General features: G+C 45.4%; 27 protein-coding genes. 3 read left to right on the forward strand and 24 right to left on the reverse strand.

The annotated features are described in order from the left end of the window. Positions 1–13: 13 nt before the first annotated feature. The 15 genes from PSHG_RS23740 to PSHG_RS23810 all read right to left on the reverse strand — a co-directional run bounded on the left by PSHG_RS23740 (position 14) and on the right by PSHG_RS23810 (position 12,179). Positions 14–1,495 carry a flagellar hook-associated protein 2 gene (locus PSHG_RS23740; RefSeq protein ID WP_157213493.1) on the reverse strand — a complete coding sequence of 494 codons (1,482 nt, stop codon included), beginning with the start codon at positions 1,493–1,495 and terminating at the stop codon, positions 14–16. A 353-nt stretch (positions 1,496–1,848) separates the two neighbouring features. Further along, entirely contained in the window at positions 1,849–2,862 is a 1,014-nt protein-coding gene (locus PSHG_RS23745) for a flagellin N-terminal helical domain-containing protein (RefSeq protein WP_010278701.1), read from the reverse strand. Positions 2,863–3,067: 205 nt separating this feature from the next. After that, the gene (csrA, locus tag PSHG_RS23750) at positions 3,068–3,304 is read right to left on the reverse strand and encodes a carbon storage regulator CsrA (RefSeq protein ID WP_010278705.1); all 237 of its coding nucleotides are present in this window, start codon (positions 3,302–3,304) and stop codon (positions 3,068–3,070) included. A gap of 2 nt (positions 3,305–3,306) precedes the next feature. After that, positions 3,307–3,759 (reverse strand): flagellar assembly protein FliW, encoded by a 453-nt coding sequence (gene fliW, locus PSHG_RS23755; RefSeq protein WP_010278708.1) that lies wholly within the window; start codon positions 3,757–3,759, stop codon positions 3,307–3,309. Between the two features lie 71 nt (positions 3,760–3,830). Beyond that, positions 3,831–4,400 carry a DUF6470 family protein gene (locus PSHG_RS23760; protein WP_010278713.1) on the reverse strand — a complete coding sequence of 190 codons (570 nt, stop codon included), beginning with the start codon at positions 4,398–4,400 and terminating at the stop codon, positions 3,831–3,833. 16 nt (positions 4,401–4,416) lie between these two features. Continuing rightward, a complete protein-coding gene (gene flgL / locus PSHG_RS23765) occupies positions 4,417–5,313 on the reverse strand; it encodes a flagellar hook-associated protein FlgL (protein WP_010278715.1) in 897 nt (298 codons plus the stop codon). Between the two features lie 186 nt (positions 5,314–5,499). Then, entirely contained in the window at positions 5,500–7,080 is a 1,581-nt protein-coding gene (gene flgK, locus PSHG_RS23770; protein ID WP_010278717.1) for a flagellar hook-associated protein FlgK, read from the reverse strand. A 14-nt stretch (positions 7,081–7,094) separates the two neighbouring features. After that, a complete protein-coding gene (locus tag PSHG_RS23775; protein WP_010278719.1) occupies positions 7,095–7,592 on the reverse strand; it encodes a flagellar protein FlgN in 498 nt (165 codons plus the stop codon). Between the two features lie 195 nt (positions 7,593–7,787). After that, positions 7,788–8,075: a flagellar biosynthesis anti-sigma factor FlgM gene (gene flgM, locus PSHG_RS23780; protein ID WP_316244856.1), complete on the reverse strand. Its 288-nt coding sequence runs from the start codon at positions 8,073–8,075 to the stop codon at positions 7,788–7,790. Between the two features lie 86 nt (positions 8,076–8,161). Further along, on the reverse strand, positions 8,162–8,575 hold the full coding sequence (locus PSHG_RS23785) for a TIGR03826 family flagellar region protein (protein WP_010278726.1): 414 nt from the start codon (positions 8,573–8,575) through the stop codon (positions 8,162–8,164). 74 nt (positions 8,576–8,649) lie between these two features. Beyond that, a complete protein-coding gene (locus tag PSHG_RS23790; RefSeq protein ID WP_010278731.1) occupies positions 8,650–9,423 on the reverse strand; it encodes a ComF family protein in 774 nt (257 codons plus the stop codon). Positions 9,424–9,474: 51 nt separating this feature from the next. After that, positions 9,475–10,440, reverse strand: a complete 966-nt coding sequence (locus PSHG_RS28870) for a helicase-related protein (protein ID WP_010278735.1) — start codon at positions 10,438–10,440, stop codon at positions 9,475–9,477. A 137-nt stretch (positions 10,441–10,577) separates the two neighbouring features. After that, on the reverse strand, positions 10,578–10,913 hold the full coding sequence (locus PSHG_RS31645) for a DUF7667 family protein (protein WP_010278738.1): 336 nt from the start codon (positions 10,911–10,913) through the stop codon (positions 10,578–10,580). Positions 10,914–11,024: 111 nt separating this feature from the next. Further along, positions 11,025–11,231: a helix-turn-helix transcriptional regulator gene (locus tag PSHG_RS23805; protein ID WP_010278744.1), complete on the reverse strand. Its 207-nt coding sequence runs from the start codon at positions 11,229–11,231 to the stop codon at positions 11,025–11,027. 744 nt (positions 11,232–11,975) lie between these two features. After that, the gene (locus PSHG_RS23810; RefSeq protein ID WP_010278747.1) at positions 11,976–12,179 is read right to left on the reverse strand and encodes a hypothetical protein; all 204 of its coding nucleotides are present in this window, start codon (positions 12,177–12,179) and stop codon (positions 11,976–11,978) included. A gap of 154 nt (positions 12,180–12,333) precedes the next feature. Between PSHG_RS23810 and PSHG_RS28880 the strand changes: the two genes are divergently transcribed. Continuing rightward, the gene (locus tag PSHG_RS28880) at positions 12,334–13,350 is read left to right on the forward strand and encodes an NYN domain-containing protein (protein WP_010278752.1); all 1,017 of its coding nucleotides are present in this window, start codon (positions 12,334–12,336) and stop codon (positions 13,348–13,350) included. Between the two features lie 245 nt (positions 13,351–13,595). Further along, a complete protein-coding gene (locus PSHG_RS23820) occupies positions 13,596–14,225 on the forward strand; it encodes a hypothetical protein (protein ID WP_010278757.1) in 630 nt (209 codons plus the stop codon). A 286-nt stretch (positions 14,226–14,511) separates the two neighbouring features. On the opposite strand, the gene PSHG_RS28885 is transcribed toward PSHG_RS23820, so the two are convergent. Genes PSHG_RS28885 through PSHG_RS23845 form a run of 5 tightly spaced genes read right to left on the reverse strand, consistent with a single transcriptional unit; the run spans position 14,512 to position 17,260 of the window. Then, a complete protein-coding gene (locus PSHG_RS28885; RefSeq protein ID WP_010278760.1) occupies positions 14,512–15,174 on the reverse strand; it encodes a M23 family metallopeptidase in 663 nt (220 codons plus the stop codon). Next, the gene (locus PSHG_RS23830; RefSeq protein ID WP_010278764.1) at positions 15,171–15,569 is read right to left on the reverse strand and encodes a phage holin family protein; all 399 of its coding nucleotides are present in this window, start codon (positions 15,567–15,569) and stop codon (positions 15,171–15,173) included. The genes PSHG_RS28885 and PSHG_RS23830 overlap by 4 nt, the downstream gene beginning before the upstream one ends. Positions 15,570–15,603: 34 nt before the next feature. Next, a complete protein-coding gene (locus PSHG_RS30185) occupies positions 15,604–15,756 on the reverse strand; it encodes an XkdX family protein (RefSeq protein WP_010278768.1) in 153 nt (50 codons plus the stop codon). After that, positions 15,756–16,121, reverse strand: coding sequence for a hypothetical protein (locus tag PSHG_RS28890; protein ID WP_010278772.1), 366 nt, complete (start codon positions 16,119–16,121; stop codon positions 15,756–15,758). The genes PSHG_RS30185 and PSHG_RS28890 overlap by 1 nt, the downstream gene beginning before the upstream one ends. An 11-nt stretch (positions 16,122–16,132) precedes the next feature. Next, the gene (locus PSHG_RS23845; protein WP_010278777.1) at positions 16,133–17,260 is read right to left on the reverse strand and encodes a gp53-like domain-containing protein; all 1,128 of its coding nucleotides are present in this window, start codon (positions 17,258–17,260) and stop codon (positions 16,133–16,135) included. 91 nt (positions 17,261–17,351) lie between these two features. On the opposite strand from PSHG_RS23845, the gene PSHG_RS23850 reads away from it, so the two are divergent. Next, entirely contained in the window at positions 17,352–18,050 is a 699-nt protein-coding gene (locus PSHG_RS23850) for a stalk domain-containing protein (RefSeq protein ID WP_010278780.1), read from the forward strand. Here the strand turns inward: PSHG_RS23850 and PSHG_RS23855 are convergent. From PSHG_RS23855 to PSHG_RS23870, 4 genes are all read right to left on the reverse strand, one after another. After that, a complete protein-coding gene (locus PSHG_RS23855) occupies positions 18,044–20,062 on the reverse strand; it encodes a phage tail spike protein (RefSeq protein WP_042122767.1) in 2,019 nt (672 codons plus the stop codon). The two genes, PSHG_RS23850 and PSHG_RS23855, sit on opposite strands and share 7 nt — an antisense overlap. Before the next feature lie 237 nt (positions 20,063–20,299). Beyond that, on the reverse strand, positions 20,300–20,509 hold the full coding sequence (locus PSHG_RS23860) for a hypothetical protein (RefSeq protein WP_010278785.1): 210 nt from the start codon (positions 20,507–20,509) through the stop codon (positions 20,300–20,302). A 12-nt stretch (positions 20,510–20,521) separates the two neighbouring features. After that, positions 20,522–20,950 carry a phage tail family protein gene (locus PSHG_RS23865; RefSeq protein WP_235782121.1) on the reverse strand — a complete coding sequence of 143 codons (429 nt, stop codon included), beginning with the start codon at positions 20,948–20,950 and terminating at the stop codon, positions 20,522–20,524. A 95-nt stretch (positions 20,951–21,045) separates the two neighbouring features. After that, positions 21,046–21,456: a phage tail fiber protein gene (locus tag PSHG_RS23870; protein ID WP_010278789.1), complete on the reverse strand. Its 411-nt coding sequence runs from the start codon at positions 21,454–21,456 to the stop codon at positions 21,046–21,048. Positions 21,457–21,459 lie beyond the last annotated feature (3 nt).

A 21,459-nucleotide genomic window follows, 5' to 3' on the forward strand; every position in this document is an offset into this window, starting at 1 on the left:
AAGCGAAATTGTCTTACATGCCTCCGCCAAACTGTTGGACAAGGAATGAGCTTTGCATATTCATTTGATTTATCGCTTTTTCCATGGCTGTGAACTGGCTGTAGTACCTGCTTTCAATCTGCATCATTTTTCGCGTCATGTCGCTAATTTCGCCTTCCAGCCTGCGAATGTCTTTGCTCAACATGCTGTTATCAACCAGTTCTATACCCGATCCGGCTTTTGCCGTTAAATGGGTAAGTGAATCTTTTACAACATTATTTAACCGCGTGGCAAATCCTGCGTTGTTAGAGTTATCGCCGGACTTGGCCGCTGTAAATAATTGGGCCACTTCATCAGGATTATCCGATATCGCTTGTCTTAGCTTATCTTCATCAATATGTAGCTTACCGTTTTCTTCATAATTAAGTGTCGTGATGCCAATATCGCTTAGGCTTGTATAATCACCCGCAGGAAGGCCGCTCACCGGTGTTGACAAAGCAAACCGCATATCGTTAACCAACGTTCTTAAAAGCGGGTCGCTGCGCAGAAGTCCGCTTTTAGCTTTTGCTTCCCAGTTCTCGATTTCTTTCTCCTTCATCTGCTCCTTCTGCTCTGCTGTTAATGGCGTATAATCACGGTATTTGGGCTCGTTCAGTTTGCTGTGAAGATTCTCGATAAGCTCATTATATTTGTCTACGAACGATTTAATATTATCGAATACGGCGTCAACATCTTTTGTCACCGATATATTTACAGGCTGCTCTCCCTCGGCCTGAGCTTTTTTCGCGGTAAATGTCATGCCGTTGATAGTGAAGACGTTAGAAGAGAACTTTGCTTCGATTCCATTATAGTGAACAACAGCATCCGAACCTTCTGCCTTAGCCGTCCCCCCATCGCTAGTCAGCATAAGGCTATTCAACAAAGATGGATTTTCACTGCTTAATTCTATCTTGGATTCCTCGCCAGTCTTATTAGAGGTGAAAAAAAGCCTGTCCAACGAGCTGTCGTAACTAACTTTTACTCCTGTACGGTGGGACTGATTGTTCACAGTGTTCAAAAATACGGTGAGAGAATCCTCCCCGCTGACGGTTATTTCGGCAGACCCTTTATCTCCCGTAATCGTTAGTTTGGTGGATCCTTCAAAGCCAAGGTCTTTCAGCTTAGTTGAGGCTCCATTCCCTGCGTCAAGCTTATCAGACGTTAAGGAGGCAGCCTTTGCCAGTTGATCAATCTTGAGAGTATAGTTGCCTGTCGCAGCATTCTTTCCTGAAACGGTAACTACGCTTTCATCTGATGACTGTGCTTTGGAAGCATTAAAAGAAGAAGATAGTGTCATATCGAATGCCATATTTCGGAACTCAACAAGTTTGCTATTAATTTCTCTGTAGGCGGTTCTCTGCCAATCTAATGTTTGATGCTTCTGGTTAAGCTTTGTTAAGGGGATGCGACGTGCTGCCATCATTTGCTTAACAATAGAATCTATATCCATACCTGTTGCCAATCCGCCAACTCTCATTACCATTGTTCTTCACCTTCTACTTAGTAGTATGTATTTATTACCTTGCCGATAATTAATGAGTTACTTATTTTATCGGAACTCCGCGTTCAATTTATGAGCCAAAACCTCAAAAACCACTATCCTTCTATCTAATTTTTTTGAAATAATTGGCTCTCCTGTATTTTGGCGATGAATAACAGCTGGGCAGCGGCTCTCACCCACCAATCAGTCACCGACTGAGCGGCATTCCAAACGAAGCACCGCTCCAATCTACTGCGCTTTGTTTTATCACAGGTTAACATTGGACGTTTAAACATAAAGAAGAGACCTGGCCCGAGCCAGATCTCCAAATGGAAAGTCTATAATAGCGATTAACGAAGCAGTTGAAGCACGCCTTGCGGCTGTTGGTTGGCTTGAGCCAGCATAGCTTGAGCAGCTTGAGTAAGGATGTTGTTCTTAGTGAACTCCATCATTTCTTTAGCCATATCCACATCACGGATACGGGACTCAGCAGCAGTCAAGTTCTCAGCTGTAGCACCCAAGTTGTTGATAGTGTGCTCCAAACGGTTCTGGTTAGCACCCAGTTTGGCGCGCTCGTTCGAAACTACGTTCAATGCATTATTAATGGTAGTGATAGCAGCATCAGCAGTTTCTTGTGAAGAAATGTCGACACCGATAGCTCCTTTAGTTCCGGCAGCCAAATTTTCTTCTGCAGCAAGAACGAGCGTTCCGGCGTTATAGTATCCTGCAGGCAAAACGTTATCCGGATCGGTTGCATCCTCATCCTGCCAAGTACCTAATACTGTAGTACCATCAGCGCCAATAAGCTGTGTTGGATCTCCTGCGTTAGCACCAGCAGTAACGGTATAAGCTTTACCAACACCCAAGATATCGGCACTCATATCGCCAATGCTCAGTTTAATATTTTGTCCGGAGTTAGCACCGATATGGAACGTTTTATTGGAGAAGCTTCCATCTAATACTTTTTGGTTGTTGAATTCCGTATCTGTAGAAATACGGGTAACTTCAGCAGCCAGTTCGTTAACTTCCGCTTGCAGCTTCTCACGGTCGATATCTTCGTTCGTGTCGGAAGCCGCTTGAACAGCCAGTTCACGCATACGCTGCAGGATGCTGTGAGTTTCAGTCAATGCACCTTCAGCTGTTTGGATCAAGGAAATACCGTCTTGAGCGTTTTTGGACGCCATTTCCAAACCGCGGATTTGACCGCGCATTTTTTCAGAAATTGCGAGACCAGCAGCATCGTCACCAGCACGGTTGATGCGGTAGCCGGAAGATAATTTCTCCAGGTTTTTAGCAGAGTTTCCAGTGTTTACACCCAATTGACGATGAGTGTTCAGAGCAGAAATGTTGTGATTGATAATCATGTTTCTTCCTCCTTGAAATAGTCGTTTCCCACTTCCATGTGGTTAGCTTATAATCATTGGAGCGGCCGTCCCCAACAAAAATAGCTTCTATACTATTTATCGTAATGGAGGAGTGAATAATGAAGATTGAAATTATCTAAAAATCGCCACAAAACACCGTTTTCTCTCTAATACCCCCACGCATCGCTGCATTATCTCCTTAAATCTATGTTATTCCCTTGATTTCTATCATTTTCTTGATTTCGTTCATATCCATCGGAATTTGGGCTGCTTCTTGGTTCGACTCCTGGATCATCTGATAGATCTCCTTACGATAAATATCAATCTGTTTAGGCGCTCGAATACCTAATTTTATCTGATCCCCTTCTGCAGCGATGACTACCAGCTCGATGTCATCTCCGATCATGATCGCCTCGCCCGGTTTTCGAGTTAATACCAACATGTTTAACCCTCCCTACTGGACAAACCCGTTTGATGACGTATTAAAGCATGTCTGGATTTATAGACTGTATCATGAAGAATGACTTGCTTAGCTACCCTCAAGCCAGGGTTGACAACTATCGGTGCTTGCAGGTTAATCGTCGCGGATTCAAGACTTCCTCTAATCGTCACAATTGCTTTGATTTGAACATCATTTTCCCTTTCGATCTTCAAATCTTCTTTTATAGAACCAGACAATTCAAATGAATATTCGGGGTAAAATAAAAAAGGATCGACCGTAATGAACGCAACGCTCCCGTCTTCCACGGATTGCAGAAACGAAAATGGCATTTCTTCTCCCGTGTTAACCCAGGTAAACTTACGCAACTCTTCAAAACCCGGAAGACCTTGTGGAAAATGAATCATTTGCTCTTCCTGTATTTCCAATTCCCCAAATCTTGCCGTACTGATTTTCATAGCTCACGCACTCCCGTTCCGTATTGTTACAGCAAAAAAAGCTACAACGGACACTCTCCATTATAGCTCTCTTATTGCTTGATATCGATCTTTGGCGGAATAATTTCGACGGACTGATACTGCAGCATATAAATATTTAATTTCCCCGGCTCATAATCTATCTGTGGACGGTGAGGTTGAACATGCAATTGATACGAACCTTCCTTAACTTGAATGCTGGTGTTACCTGGCTTATATTCGATAGCTACGGATGGATAGGCCAACGGAGCGCGCGGTTCTATGCCAGCTTCTTGAAAAGCCCGCTCTCGCGCCAGCTCTGCAAATACATGCTCACCCGTATGAATAGCCGCCATGCGATTGCCCTCCTCCACTCTCCTTGCAATCCCTTGAAGAACAATATCTTGGCATTGGGAGTATATCCTCTGATTGAGATTAAAAGGATGGTCTTTTCCAAGCGATGCCCACGCGCTGCCCTGGTCGATAGTCAACTCGCTTCTGGAGGATTCCATTACTAGCTCGGGGCGGGTAGTATGGATTTCCATATCCGCTCTAGACTGCTTAATAAAATTCCGTCCTAATTCCGACTGCATTCCCAATTTTGCGTGCTGCTGGCGTATTTCGATAACGGGAAGGGGCATCATGCTGTCAACCCCTTCTCTATCTTAGGAAATCAACTAATGTCGGGGTAATCACTTTAGCACCAACAGCCAATGACGCCTGGTAAATACTCTCGCTGATTTTAGCTTGAATAATTAACTCCGCATAGTCTGCAGCTTCAACTTTGGACTGCATCGATTCCAGGTTTATTTCCAGATCATCCAGCCTGCTTTCTACTAAGTCAACCCGGTTGGACCTTGCTCCAATTTCAGCATGTACCGAAAGAATTTGATCCAGTCTGGAATCGATTTTATCGAGAGATGCCCCTATTTCATCGAAATCGGCATTTTCTAAGGAAAGAATCAATTCATCCATTAATCGAAAAGCGTTGTCCTCAGCTCCAGGCTCCCCAAAAATGTCGTTTCCAGATAAGTTGACCGGAGCTTGAATGCCTGCTCCAAGACTTAGCACAATAAGCCTATTGTCAGTGGAGTCATTAGCCGCGTTCTCTTCGGAAAATGGCGCTTTATCGGTCACCTGTCCATTGAAAACATATTTGCCATTAAGCTTACTATTTCCAATATCCAGCATCTGGGCCCTTAATTCTTTTACTTCTTTGTTAATAGCGTCTAGCGCTTCTTGAGGGTTAGTCTCACTAGATGCTTTAACGGCCAGCTCCTTGATGCGGTGCATGACAGCTTCTGTTTGTTTCAGCATGTCATCGGAAAAATCAAGCCAGGACTTGGCGGTATCGACATTTTTCTGGTATTGCTCATTAGCCGACAGCTCGTTTCGATAGCGAAGAGAATAGGTAATGCCTACCGGATCGTCCGAAGGCTTGTTAAGCTTCATGCCAGTGGTCATCTGCTGCTGGATGTTCTCCATGCGGGACAGATTGCGATTCAGGTTGCGCATGAGCTGAGTGTGCATCATGCCTTGCGTAACACGAAGTGCCATATAGGCCCCTCCTTCATAATTTCCTATGTCGTCCTTAACATAATCGACTATTCAAAGGAATCGAGGTATATTGTACAAAATGCTCAAGTTTAGCTCCTGCAAGTGATCCTGCAGTGATCCTGCAAAGTTCCTACAAAGATCCGCAAAGATCCAACAAGCGAAGACAGGAAGCCGCACTACTTGATTTTAGCGGCCAACAATGCCCATCCCGTTAATGATCTTATCGAGCATTTCGTCAAAGGAGGTCATCACTCTGGCTGCCGCTGTGTATGCATGCTGAAACTTTATCATGTTGGCCATTTCCTCATCTAGCGAAACCCCGCTAACGGAGTGGCGCCGGCTGTCAATCTGGCTTACTTGGATCATTTGGTTGTTCATATAGCGCTTAGCTTCTTTTGATTGAACTCCGAGCTGGCCTACCATCGATCCGTAGAACTCCCCAATAGTGGCAGTTGTTCCTTCATCACCAGGAAATTTAAAAGCGGTATCCTTCAAATTATTGATCAGAGTAGCGAGTGTGTTGTTTCCTTTAATGACGGATTCGCCTTGGCCTGGGCCTGTTGTGCGTAATGAGCTAGCGATTTTGTCAGGATTGGCTGCAATATCCGGGTTGAGTTGTATATTCGCCGCGGTAATTGGCCCTCCGTCCCTTGAGGTAAAGAAGGGAATTCCCTTCTCCAACGGTTCTCCCATCGTATAGCCCAGCTGGTGCAGACCATTAAGCCCGTTTACCCGGATAGTCATGCCGCCTTCGCCCACTACACGGGCATCCCCGGTCAAAGTAACCTGCTGTACGGTACCGTCAGGCATCACTCGATTGACAACCGCATTGTCAGGAAGCACGGAGCCTTCGGGGATCGTAATCGTGATCTCACCATTGGCCAGCGTATTCGCCATCTCATCCAATTGGCGCTGATAATCGACGACGTAGCGCTGGCGAGACTCGAACATACCATGCACTTCGCCGCTGTCCAAAGCACCAGTAGCATACGCTGCCGCCAAACCATCGGCAGTAACTGGTGTGACGGCTCCTCCATCGACGAGATTGGCTCCTGCCAGTGTAATGGTGTATCCTTGAGGACCTTCCTGCACTGTGATGTTGCCGATTTGGGCCAGTTCATCCGCAAGCACATCCCGTTGGTCACGAAGGTCATTCGCGTTATCCCCAAAGGCTTCAATCTTCTTGATCTGATCGTTCAAGCTGGCGATTTGGTCGGCAATTGAGTTGATTTCGGTTACTCTAACTTCAATGCTTCTTGTTAAATCTGAGCTCAAATCATTTAACTGCTTGCTCGTAAAATTGAAGGCATCGACAAGCGCGATAGCCGATTCCTTCACCAGACGGCGGCTGGTAGGGTTCTCAGCATCCTTGCTCAGATCAGACCAGGATTTCCAAAAATTATCAATGACCGTCCGCAATCCGGTGTCCGACGGCTCATTCACAATTCCTTCTAACTTTTCCAGAGAATCTGCCCGTATGTACCAGCTTCCAAAATGTTTGACTTCATTACGAAACTGATCGTCCAAAAACTGCTGCCGAACGCGGGTAATGGAGCTAAACTCTACACCTGTCCCTAATTGCCCCGGTATATTGGTGCGCTGCATCCCCGCAGCCTCGATAGGCAGGGATGTACGCATATTGACAACTTGCCGGGAGTAACCGATCGTATTAGCATTCGCCACATTATGGCCTGTAGTTGCCAAAGCAGCTTGATGAGTAAACAAACTGCGTTTTACAGTTTCCAAATTATGGAATGTTGATCTCACGTATTCGCACCTCCTTAAGCCCTTGTATCAAACATGCCGGTTCGGGCTGAAGCCGGAGCATGACCGGGATGCTTGTACATCCATTCATCCTGCCCTGGGCCCGCCATTACATCAATAGAAAATTCAATAAACTGCAAAGCTTGCTTAATTAACTGCTGGTTGCTTTCATTGACAAGCTTAACCTGCTGCATGACGTCAACCAGTCGGTGCTGGGCATCCAGAAGCGCCTTCTTTTCGTCGGCATTAAAGATAAGCTTGGACAGCTCCGCCACTGTTATCCGCAAGCTTGGCCTGTATCCTTTGGCAATCAGAAACTGCTTGCACAGCTCGATTCGCTCCTGCTCTAAATCAGCCACCTGCTTAATCCGTTTGCCTTCCGCAGTAACCAGCTGATTGATCTGCTTGACATCATTATCGATGATCGCCTGCTTCTTCTGCTCGCCAGACTCCAGCAGCTGATGGTGAACCTCTGTCAGCTGATCCAGAATGTTGATGAGTTGGGGAATGGACACTTCCTTCACCTTGCTTTCCCTGGGTGCATTTAGATAATCTTAATTACTCACTCACATTGAACAACAAAAACCGGCAGGTAATCTACAGACATGCCCTAAACGGTATACTCGAGGCAGCGAGATGGCGTAATTCAAAGCCGCTCAAACCTAGTCATTTAATGCCTCGGCTCAGTCTCTCCGCGTAAGGAAATTATCCTATTTAATATAGGGAAACAGCTTCTCCGCAATTTTCCCCGCCTCTACGTGATAGGTCCCGGTAGAAACAGCTTTCTTTAACTGCTGGAGCTTCTCATTGCGCGCTTCATTCGTCTCCGGGGACGCAGATGATGCCGTGGCGTTTTGCAGCTCTTTGGCTTGTTCGGAAATGCGCACCTCATCCTTGGGCTTCTCCTTCTTGGAAGCCATTATCTGATGCTGCTGTTGGACATGTCTCTGATAGGGATTCATCGGGCCGATCTTTTGTATTTCATTGATTTTCATCATAATCACCTCGTTATAAACGAATGGATGAGCACAGCCGATTTACCTTTACTCTTGTTATCGGCAGTCTCTTGACCAATGTTTAGTTCTTATTTGTGCCTATCTTTCAAGCGATCTTCTATTTTAAAACCGCTTTTGGCTTGATCCTGCGTCTGCCTGTCCTCGCTTATCTGAGCAATATCTTTGACGAGCCGATTGCGGCAGGAATCACACATCGATTGTTCCCTGATCATTTTACCGCATACTTCACACGGATAACTTAAATTGGGCATATCATACAAAGAGATGCGACCTTCTTTAATAAATTTAATTATTTGCTTATAAGGAACTTCTGTAGCCTCGTGCAGCTCTTGCAGATTGGACTTGCGATTTTCACGCAAATATTTGCTGCATTTTTCATACTGCAGTTCGATATCTTGAAGGCAGGATGGACAAACTTCCTTGAAATTTCTTACATACAATCTTCCGCATTGAGGGCAATTGTCGACTTGACCAATACTCATGCCAATTCCTCCCCAGTATAGAATCTATTCTATTCGCCACTTCTTGATAACGGCTTCTAACCGTTCTTAGCCGCCTAGCGTGCCCAGGTCAAGCCATAGACACGGACGTTATAATGTGTACTCAAAAGTTTGCTGCAATGATTCATAGTACTGCCTGTCGTGAAAACATCATCAATCAATAAAATGTTCGGCCGGCCTACGGAAATTGTTGCATTGGGCTGTAGGGCGAACGCATCCTGCAAATCCATTATTCGCTCTTGTCTTGATTTGAAGCTTTGCTTAGGTGTATCCCGCGTCCGTACTATTAAAGACTGTACAGGAATATGGAGCCGCTCGGCAAGCGCCTTGGCCATTTGTTCAGCCTGGTCAAACCCTCTCTCCATCAACCTCGTCCGATGTACAGGCACATAAGTGATACAATGGAAATCATCCTCCTTTAACGACTCCGCTTGCTGCAACAGCTGAAAGGCATGGACCATCATCACAGCAAACAGGGGAAGCAGCCGTTCCCTTCCCCGATATTTATACTGGGACAGCATTTCTTTCATGAAGGCATCATACCGGACGGCGCTTCGGCTCTTAATAAAATAAGTCTCCTTAGCTTGTCGCCTGGCACAATCTCCGCACGCCTCCGCTCTCCCGCATGTCGCGCATTCCACCCTCGTTATCCATGGTATACTGCGAAAGCAGGCCGGACACAGCTCCAGGACATAATGGCCTGGTTTATACGGGCTGCCGCAGAATAGGCATGACTGCTTAACCGGACTCAGCCATGAATCAGCGATGTTTCCCAATCGTCTTATCCGTTTCCACAGGTTAGATAACAAAAGTGCAGCCTGATTTCCCATCCATAAGTTCCTCCCTAATCTTAATGCTCCTTATGGCGATGGTCTTGGGTGTCAGCTTTTTACCGGCTCGTGTTCTTTACGACTCAATAGATACCCTTGACGCTCAGCAATCCGATTCATGGCCTTCATTTGCCGGATTGCCCCTTTTTGTGAGCGGGTTACATCCGAGGCGATAAAATACACTCGTCCGGCCGGATCATCCTTCGATCTTCCGGCTCTTCCCGCCATCTGCACCAATGAAGCTTCATCGAAAAGAGCGGCATCCGCATTCAAAATAAATACATCCGTCTTCGGCACTGTAACGCCTCTTTCCAGAATTGTTGTGGTGACGAGCATCGTGATCTTTTTCTGCCTGAAAGCTATCACCTTTTCGGCCCGCTCCGGGTCGGTTGATGCTGTACCCGCTATCGCTGTTTCCGGGAAAGCTTTTTGCAATATGGCGACAAAAGGCTGCACCCACTTAATCTTGGATATGAACAGAAACAGCTGGGCACCGCGGTCTAGTGAAGCAGACAATGCTTTAAACAGACCCACCGGAAGCTGCTGTTTGTCTAAATAGTAAGGGAGCGGCCGTATCCGCAATAATCGAGGAATAGGAAGCGGATGCCGATGATAGCGGACAGGGACCTTTACATGAGGCAGCCTGCCCCAGCGGGCATCCCGCTGCATGTGCTGAGGCGGGGTCGCCGAGAGAAACAGTGTCTTGCCGCCGGGTACGATGACTTCCCTAGCCGCATATTGAAGCATGGGATTATTATGGTATGGGAAAGCATCCAGCTCATCAATTACTACTAAGTGGAAACTGTGGCGGAAACGCAGCAGCTGATGAGTCGTAGCAAGCGTAATATCTCCTTGTTCCCAGCGCTCGGAACTTCCCCCGTACAAGGTGACCAAAGAATAGTCCGGGAAAGCTTTCTGGATGCGCGGAGCGAGCTCCAGCACAACATCTTTACGCGGCGTAGCCACGGCAACCCGCTGGCCGCGTTTGAGTCCATATTCGAGAAGAGGAAAGATCATCTCGGTTTGCCTTCATGTTGTTCCATATGATCTATGTTGTTTAGTCCTCCCGATAAACTTAGGTGCTATCTGTTCTACTTGATTATATCGGAATATTCCTGTCTCAATTTTACGTGTACAATTTGTGGTCAATGTGGTCAAAATGTGGTCAAATGTGAGCGCCCCGGAATCAATCCTGAAGCGCCACATATATTATAGTAGTGTTCCCTTTTTAGTCGGTGGCCTTTGGCCCCGGCTTTTTCTTTTATGCCCTGCTGCAGATCGTCCATTTCTAAACAAACCTCATGCTGCCAAGGCACATCATTAGTCATGGAAGCCATTAGAGATAAGTTTTTGAGGTAAGCAAGCTCCCACCAATGTTTTGCATTGGCATTCATACAATGCGTGAATTCCATATACTCATCATCTGTCAGCTGCCGGCGCTTTTGATACGTCCAAAGCTCCGCAATCCGCTGCCCTACTGCTTCAATCATTCTTTACCATCTCCTTTATCGGTTGATGGTATATGTATATGTGCCAATTTCAAAATGTTGCCTGTCCTGCGACAAAAGTTAGTAGGTATGCGACAAAGAAAAAGGATGCGCTTATTCAGCGTCATCCAAGAAAACAATATCCTCCATCGGTCTACCCAACCGTTTGCTTAGTTTTATAACCCATTCTAACCCCGGCTGTATCTCCTGATTTTCCCAACGGTTATATAGCTGCCGGTTAACCCCCAGCATCCTGGCAAACTCCGTCTGATTCATCTTGTTTTCAAAACGTATGTCCTTCAAATTGTTTTTGACGGCCATGAAATCACCTCTGACCACACATTCGGCGGTGGCTCTGTCGAATCCTTTGACGAAGTATTAGAGGTTTTGGAGATATCTGTAAGACCACTTTACATTTCTGCATGAAATCTTTGATTTACTTTACACGAAAAATGTAAAGTGAGCTGCCTAAGGGGATCGAAACTTCATTCTCCTACCGTCATGAATTTCACGATGGTTCACGCTCCCCAGATCGGGGGAATGTTTCGGTCACTCAGTGACGGAAACTAATCCATCCAAATTTGGACTGAACTCAATTTTGAGTTGAGCTACATTCTTTTCTAACCGTCCCCACATATGGGGATGAGGTCGTTTCAACCGGCTACGTGCTGTAATCAATAAGTAGGGGGACGAAATTTCATTCTCCCTGATATGGTGAATCGCCATGTCCGAACTCCGGACCTTCCGATTCAGAAGGTCTGAATTTCTAATGCGGTGAATCGCCGCTTTTCACCAAATCGGGGGAATGTTGACTGCTCAAAAATGAGCAATCATGGATTGGAATAATTCTCAATCGTTTTGACAGGATTCGTGAACTGAATTCCTTGAAGAAATTGGGTGTAATTGTCAGAAACCAAATTTGGGTTATGATAGTTGGCAACGCAAAACTTCGCCACCAAACAAAAAAAGAGGCCCGGGTAAGCCCAGTCCCCTTGATGAATTAATTGTATATCAAATCATTGTGTTTGTCCAATGGAACCCTTGTCTTTTCAGGTCATTGGAATCCTACCAACACTTACTTTGTAACGGACCGAACGTCTTTTGAAGAGTCTCTTCATCCTCGTCAGTGTCTTTGTTACGGGATCCATTAACAAGCATTTTAGCTCGGGTTTGTTTGTTACTCATTAGATCGAAGAAGTCAAACCCCGTTTCTTCTTTGAAGCGACCTAACCCTTCCTCAGCCTTGCGGCGTTCGTTGTTTTTATTCATATCGCTCTTTTCTCTCCCTCTTATAGTTGGACAGTTTTGTCCGCCCGGCGTTTTTTTTGCTTACATTTGGAAAATTTCATTGCCAAATATCGTAAAATCGGGACTTTTGTAGTATTATGGTGATTAATCTTATGATAGATTGGAGGATATTCAAATGACAGAATCAAGGAAGATTAAAGAAGAAGGGGAGGTGGAAGAAGACAACAGAATTTTTAATGAAGGAACAGAAAGCGATAATCACGATTTGCCTGACTCAATGAGATTTTTTACTAAACTGGTAGGTCTTTCTACAGAGCAAACAGTAAGAGCGCTCAATAAAAAGAATAAATTAGACAATGTCGCCATATTTGTTGACTATGACAATGTATACTGGACATTAATGAACAACTATTCCCACAATCCAGATCATGAAGACCCTGATAAAAATCTTTTTATTAAATTGTGGGGGAAATACGGACAAGATAGCATCCGTACTTTCAGGGCATATGCGGATTTTGAGAAGGTTAGAACAGAGCTAACTAGTTTGCAGAAGAAGAGAATACAAGTAAGACACGTATATTCTAACGGGAAAAATGCTGATAATAGGAAGAACTCATCAGACATAGAGTTATGTATAGATGCCATTGAGCATACATATAAAGACCCAAGCATCACATGCTATGTTTTCGTTACAGCAGACAGTGATATGATACCTATTATTAGCCGACTAATGTACAAAAACAAACACGTTGAATTGTATTATTTATCAGATGCAGCACCACAGCATATTGACATAACAAGCTTTGTTCATGATAGTGAGGATTTGTTGACCTTTCTAAATGTAGAAGTGGAGAAGATTACTGCAGATGATTACATTCAACCTTCGCTCTTGTTTATACATGATTGGCATGAAAAGCATAAAGATGACAATCTGTTCTTAGGATTAAATTGGTTAAGGGGTAGATTATCTAAAGAATTTAGCATCCCTGTTCGAACTGCCAGCGAAATTATAGAGAAGTTAAAAGTAAATGATCTGGTTATTGAAGGGAGAAAAAGCATTGTTACTGCTGACAATGAAGTCGAAGTAAAAACTTCATTAACGTTAACTGATAGCGGAAAACAGCAGATCGGCAGTTTGGTTAGTGAAGTTGCTGCAACTTTTAGCAGAAGCACGAACAAATTATCCCGTTGACTTTAGCATCAACACATTGTATATTATTGCCATATAGTTTTTTATACACTATTTCTATACGTTATTTTTTATTCGCTAGCCATATTCACTAAAAAGCAGAAGTGGAGGTTAAGATATCTTACCTTCACTTTTTGCTATTACCCCGACCAGCCGTAAGGCCAAGCGGGGTTTTGTTATTTCCAAATGTCGCCATATTGTGGATTCTATAGTAAAATGTTTTTCAAGTTAACAAGAGGAGGTTTTTTATGAAAGAAGAAAAATTAGATGCTGCAGAAAAAACGGAAGTTGCAATTCAAGCAGGACTCCAATTGATTCCTTACATCGGAAGTTCTTTATCGACATTATATTTCTCTACTAAACAAGAGAAGCGATTCAAGCGAATTGAGACATTTTATAGTGATCTCTCCGAAAGAATCGATCATTTGAATTTACAATTACCACCCGTAGAAGTCCATGATGAAGATAAACTAATGGCCCTTATTGAAGAATTGAACGAAAAGATAGAAAAAGAACACCAAGAACAGAAGCGGGACTACTTTAAAAAATTCCTTTTGAGTTGTCTGCTCACCCCTACTCTTGAAAATTACGATGAAAGACAGTTCTTTCTGACCACACTTTCTGTAATGAATTTGCTTGAATGCGAAATTCTTAGTTTTCTCTACAGTCATAATGAAGCTGTCATCGTAGGCGACATATTCAAACCCGGAGTTGACCAGTATGCAATAGTTGGAGCATTGGGCAAACTATCTTTGTATGGTTTTACCGTGACATCTCAGTTCAGCCTTCACATAGGCGGAAGTGTCGATAATACACTTTCACAGAAAGTTAAAACAAGTAACTTCGGTAGGAAATTCGTGGAATTCTGCCTAAATTGATTGTTATTTCCTTCTCTTTTCAATAAAGCTTAAAATAGGAAATGAAATAACTATAATAGACGCCCATAACCACCAGTATTTCAACAAAAGTTGTCCGGGTGTTAAGTTAATTATGTCGTTTATCATCATATTCCCCCAGCCTAATTTTACTTGAACATTATTATACGATAACAATAATACTTCCCGCTCAGTTATATGACTGGGCGGGATTTCTGATAAACATGTTCTCTATTATAGGTGGCAATCGTAAGTCAAAAAACCTCTTCGCCCTGCGAGGTCTGATATCTTATATCAATCCACTAGCCTTGCGTAGCTGCTGCGCTAACCAATGGTAGTAATCCCTCTGCTTAATCCAAGCTGCTTTGCGCTCGGCATCTTCCATTTCCCGGGCTCGCTCGTCTGCCTGAAACCAGGCTGGGGAAAGCCATGTCTTTATGATCGTCTCAGCTACACCAGGATCAAGAGCTGGTTTAATCTGTACAGGCTTGGCCGCCTCTTCCTCCGCTTTATACAAATCCTGCAAATACCTAGTCGGATCAAAGCAGTTATTTGCCCTGTCTGCTATCCAGCCATACTGAGGGCTGCTGGTCTTACGTATCTCATAATGCAAATGACTGCCTGTACTCTGGCCTGTGCTGCCCTGTCTGCCGATCATCTGGCCGCGCTCCACCAGCTGACCGACTTTAACCACTGCGCTGTCTAGGTGAGCGTAGACGTGCAGATGACTTGTCTTAGGGCAACGGACGGCTACCACGATGCCGTAACCGCCAAAGCCGCTGCCGGGCTTGCCCTCTGATGCAAATATGACCTCACCACCTACAAAAGCGTAGATAGGATCCCGGTGAGCTTTGACCAGATCAATGCCTGTATGGAATTCCTGTTTACCGCTGATCGGGGAGCGCCGGGGGCCGTATGGACTGGTTATCCTGTACTCGGCAAATGGGTTCATTGCTTTTCACCGCTCTTTCTTCTTAATACCTCGACCGCCTGCTTAAGTGCAGGTGGCAAACTCACTCCCAAGCGACCTGCATTTTCCAGCACAGACAAAAGCTCATTTGCAAGATAAAAAAAGATTGCCGCATCTCTAAACAGGTGAGCATCCCCAAGGGCTGTGTCTATCAGATGAGCAACTGCCACAATAGCAAAGATCGACACTTTTTTAGCTATCCCCCACATGCCAACCTCACTGTTAAGCTTACCCTCCTTTGCAGCAGCCGCCACTCCAGACACATAATCAATAGCTACAAACACTACTAGGATACTCAGCAACGATGACCAACCCCCAAACAAAAATGATGCGGCTGAGCCGCCTACTGCGATTGTTGTTTTTATAAATTGTTCCATATCCCTTAGCCCTCCCAAAAATAAAAGGCCCCGCCTAAGCGGAAGCCTCGTAATCTATCCCTGTAATCTGCTTATACTCATCTGCTGTAATGTAACCTACCTGTACAAATACCCGGCAGCCCTCGACTGTGTAGCCGGGCAATTGATTGTCGAAACCGTATTGTATAACCGGATACCAAAACGACATTAAGACGCACCCCCTTGTAATTGAGCGACCTGTACAAGCAAAGCCGCTATTTGCCCTTGTTGCTGCTGGATAGTAACAGACTGTTGAGCGCTAGACATGAGCAATTGGGCATTTTGTTGCTGTAGCTGCTCGATCGGTTCAGGTGGAGCCGGAGGCTGGTTTGCCGCTTCTTCGTCTAGTTCTTGCTGCGTTTTCTCGCGGATTGTGCCATCCTCGACTTTATACTTGCCTTGGTTTGATAGGTATGTCTGCCATTCTTCCTCGGTAATCGGTATTGCCTTTCCTGGTATGCCCTCTCCGTGGATCTCGTCCACATAAAAGCCGGACAAGTTCCCATTGTCATCATAATCAGCATAGTATTGCATGATAAGCCTCCTTAATCTCCAAATGCTATATATCTTATTGATCGGGATGAACTGCCATCGAAATTGACCACAAATGACGTATTTGTATATGCTCCCGTATTAACCGCCAAAGATGTACTTCCTGACGTGCTCCCAACGACTACCCTTGTTGCGTTTGGAAATGCAATTGGAAATGTAATCGTATCCCCATTGTTTGCAACAGCAGATCCATATTGCATAATTACCCCTGATGCAAAAGTTTGGTACCCGCTACTCCCCCTACTACCCGGATTGTTTGAGGATGTCCAAATGTCTGCACCGTTAATTTGGGCGCTGTCTGCCTGTATCCGTAGCCTAGCAAGGTTTAGATTGGAGTTTCTCCTGGTGATTCGTAGCTCGGCATTGTTATCAGAGTTAGAGGTTCCAGCTTGGATGTACGCAAGGCTGTTTGTTGTATCTCCGGTAAACCTCAGAAAGTTATTAATGATGATATTGGGTAAATTGTTAAGATCAAGGTTGCTCGTGTGCCAGGCTCCCCACCCGGCAGTATCTCCTAAGCTGTTCATCGACCTCTCATAGACCGCAACCACAGACGATGATGCCGCCGATGTAATCACGGTAATGCGCTGTACCCCGATCTGAGATTGTCCGGTTTTGACCGTCTCCACAATGCCACGATTGTTGTCTGACCCTAAGATAGGCCAGTCCGTTATGCCTGCATTTGTGTAAAAGGTTGTATAGCCTACGGGGTAGTCGGTAAGTGGCGAGGCTTCTGCAAATGCATTATTCTGTAGCCGGTTGATTTGTTCGGTTTTTGTGTCATGGGGATTGTTTTTGTCGTTTAGATGACTCTCAATGTTGCCTTTAAAAGCATCGTGATCATAAGCCGTATAGCCTCTCATGAGCTTAGTGCCAGTCTGCCATTCAGCCGACAAACCTTGAAATCCCCTCTCACAGCCGGTCAACTGGTTGCCGTCTATAGCTGCATATCGGATTGTCTCCGCTGTCTCGTCCCCCGGGTTGATTGTGATTAAATTAGGCCCCGCGGGCAGCACGGAGGGATCCACTACGGTTATAGTCGTCTGTGTTGCGTCTATCGCCTCAGCTAGCTCCGTCTGAGGACTGTTGGCTATGGCCGGATACATGGGTAATTGTGCCATGGTTTACCTCCTTATTTAAAATGAAACCATATGAACTAAAATTAAGTAGAATATGGTATAATTAATCCAAAAAATGGAGTTGAATAATGTAATGAAAAAAATGATTATTGGCCTCGTTGCCGGCCTCATGATCGGTACAGCCGGTACAGCCTTAGCAGCGACCACACAGCCAGTCCAAGCACTCTTTGCAAAGTTTAACCTTCAAATCGAAGGCAAGGAACTTGTGGAGATTGAACCGCTTGTCTATGACGGCACTAGCTACCTACCAGTAAGAGAGGTTGCAGAGTTGCTAGGTTATGATGTAGATTACGAGCATAGTAACCGATTGATTACAATACAAGGAGTGGAGAATATGAATGGATCGGAAGTTCAAAATAAAATCAATGAAACAGTCGCTTCAATTAATGAAGAATTTCGAGTAGGAAATGTATCTTTTAAAGTTAATGATATTTCCTACTCTACACTGGTCCCCTATCAGCCTGGTGGCGATGGCGCAGGATTCACACCAACCCAAGGTGAGAAATTTATCATAATTAATTTCGATGTATATACAGACCTTGAGCCTGAATCTAAGTTTTCTTGGTCTGCAAACGAGTTCCTCAGCCATATCGTTGTCCAAGGAAAAAACTTATATGGTGCAGGCACAACCGGTGAATCGGCTAGAATCAATCCGGGAGAAAAAAAGACTGTTGAGGTTTTCTTTTCTCTTCCTGAAGACTTAGACGTTTCCTCGGTTCACTTCCGTGATCCTAAAAGCTTTTATGATGTTGGTTCCGTCAATATTCAATAGTCCCCACCGCCTCGGCTCTGAGCAAACACCTGACTAAATACAGATGCAACTATCCGGCCTAAGTTATTGGGCCGGATTTGTATTTCATGCCAGCCTCGCCTCACCCTCCCGCCACCGTCTTTAGCCAGGAACGGGATAATGTCGATTTCTTCCCCGCTTGTTGCCGTCACCGGAACCACGTTATTATCCACTCTTATTTCTACGGCAGACGGACTTGGTCCGACAAAAATTCCATGCTCTATACCATGCGTATGAGCTGGAATCGTGTGAGTATGGTCCATACCATGGGTGTGGGCGGGAATCGTATGGGTATGATCCATGCCGTGGGTGTGTGCTGCAATCGTATGGGTATGATCCATGCCGTGGGTGTGCGGACCGATATAATGGGTATGGTCCATGCCGTGGGTGTGCGGCGAAACTGACATTGTGTGCGTATGTTCGACCGAATACATTGAGTGACTATGGGGAGGGTCGCCCGCAAAGTTCATGAAATCCGCAGGCAGAAACTGGGCCGGTAATAAGGTCCAATTATTGGTCTGTGTTGTTAGGAAATCTCCCCCTCCACTTGCCGTTGTGCTCGTGCTACTTGGCCCGCTGGTCGTTTGTCCTCCACTGGCTGTTGTCGTCCTGCTACTCGGCCCGCTGGTCGTTTGTCCTCCACTGGCTGTTGTCGTCCTGCTACTCGGCCCGCTAGTGGTCTGTCCACCGCTGGCTGTCGTTTCCCGGCTGCTGGGGCCACTAGTAACAGCTGGGGCTGCCTCAATCGCCCTACTATATGCCCGAAACCCTTCACTCCGGTAAGACAGCAGCACCTTGTTAATACGTGCCGTTTCATCGGGAATTCGAAACCTTATGATCGCCGGATAGTTAGGATCGCAATTATCAGCAAAGGTTTGCGTGTCGTAGTTTGTGGCCCCTTGCGCGTAAACTTCTTCAATCTTCATTCTGCTTTGCAAATCCGCTATTGTACCGGCTATGTCTTGCGGGCGGTTAGCAATCTCTAAGATTACATCTCCTGGCTCCCCTCGTAAATCAGGCTTGCGAACGTTGACTACTCGGATTGTAAAATCTCCTATGTCCGGATCCTGCACACGAACCAGAGAGCCGGTCCTGAATTTATCAATCGGATCACGGGTTAAGTTATAAAGTTCCGTTGTATCGACCGTGTAGGAAATCCTTGGGTCCTTAAGTTCGGCAAGCAACGCTTGGGCTCTGGCTAGTAACGTTTCTTCGTATTCAAACCGCCGATCCGCCCACACAGTTTGCTTAAGTCCATATTTCTGCTGCGACTCTACGTCTTCCACATAAGGCTTACCGCCGTTAATGCCCGCAAAAGTTAACTGGTTAATGCCCTCTCCATAACCCAAGGCGTATATTCGGTTAACAAGGTTAGTGGGGTCTTCGTCTTTCGTGATTCCCTGCATATTTTTCCCGTATCGGATGTAAGCCTGCACCTCATTACTAGGCCGAACCAGATTAAGCGTCCAAGGGTAAGAGGTCGTGTCCCATGTCCACATATATTCGTCCACAAATGGCTTGGGCACAGAAAATAGAGCGCCTAAGAGGTTATTGTTTTCCCAGTTGTATTCGTATTGATATGAAAACTCTATCGTTCCCAGTTGCCAATGCCTTGTACTCTGTTGATCCAGCACGTATTGAATAACCCGGTCCGTGTGGTAGCCCAGGTTACCAACCGTATGATATTGGAACATGATATCGTCCAACAGCGTAGCCAAGACATGTTCACATTCGTACCTTACACGGCTGATTTCAGCGCTTCTTTGGGAGGTTTGCGGTAGGATGCGGAACAGATCAAGCCGTTCGGATCCGTCCCATATCTCTACAAAATAGAATGGACGGCAGTGTTCGATTTTAGGATCATCCAGCGGCAGGTCAAAGCTCGCTGTCCACAAGCTGTTCATTGGCGTTTCGTAGCTGATGTTGCTGGCGTTTTCGAGATACGCCACTTTATGCATCTGTAAATCATAGATCGTTACATAAGATTTCCTCATAATTGCCTCCTGCAAAGGAAATAACCTCCAACTGTCGAATATAGGGTGGTCGCCCCATATCGAAGAAAGGAGGTAAGTGGATGGAAGAGAAAGAATGTCCTAAGTGCAACTCAAAACTGTCAAGAACACCTGATACTCACGGTCTTGTTAAATGGGAACAGCGGCCTGATGGGGTAGTCCAAATAGACACTACCCAAATTGTCCCTGTAAGGGTTTGGGATTGTCCAGGATGCGGGTTTATTGAGCTTTATCATGAGTCACCGCATATCCGCCGATAACAGATACTCCTTTAATGGTTTTGCTGCCCGGTTCAGGTTCGCTTACTGGTACTTTTGTCAATTTGACAGTCAGTAACTTTTCAATTTCCTTTACAACATTGACCGTCGCTTCGGCGGTCGCTTTTTCTATCTCTTCTCTCGCTATATCCCTGACTTGCTTTTCATTCATTGCTTCTCCCTCCTAAGTAAATCTATCTCTATGCGTAACTCGCATAAGCACCGTCCTGCTGCTCTGGTCATCGGTATAGGTGAGTAAGTTATTACCTATATTGAGCTCAAAAAAATCGCCCCGCATCCAGCGCAGCGCGTTTTCGCGGTTGAGCGTCATCTTTAAAGTATTTGAATCAATAATGATTACATCGCCTGGCTTAAAATCCCCAACAAATTCGATCTCGTCAATGTGATATCTTCTAAAATTACCCGTCATACTGCCAATGCCAGAGAGGTTAATAGCATAGTGTCGCTCCCGGATGTATTGGACAGGAACAAGGTTTCCGCTACCGGACATTTCAGCCCTGTACAAAACCTCACGCACAAAATCCGTTGTCATGCTACCTGTGCCCGACAAATTAGCCGAAATCGTCATATCCAAGTTTACCGTGGCCGACATGCTCCCAGATCCGCCCAAGCCAGCTGACAGAAATACGACAGATACAACGGCCATCCGGTTAAAGGGTAACTGGTTAAAAGCGCCCCCGTTAAACATTAGCCTTCCTCGATTTCAAGAGCGCCTTCCAGGAACTTCACGCGGTCATTGGGTTCAATGGTTCGGGGAGTGGCAACGGAACCATGATAAAGCAAATTGCCCCCTGTGGCAGCATCCCGGATGCCTATATGTGTGACTTGGCCCCAGCCGTTTGCAGCAATCGGAAATTCCAGTTCGGTACTATTACTAGTCACCGCTACAAGCCCGGATATGACCGGATCACTAAAAGTAATAGCCACCCTAGCATACCCTCCACCATCCACTTCTTGTCCCGTGTCGGCTTGCGTAGGATCGCTGGTATAGAGCGCAACATAGACCGTTTCCGGTGCTGTAAAGGTTTCGCCTCGCAAAGCTGCGTTCAAGCAGGCTAATTTCCAATAATTCGACTTCGATAATAAACATTCAGCCATTAT

Origin of the sequence: Paenibacillus senegalensis JC66, assembly GCF_000285515.1 — a bacterium.
Lineage (GTDB): Bacteria > Bacillota > Bacilli > Paenibacillales > NBRC-103111 > Paenibacillus_L > Paenibacillus_L senegalensis.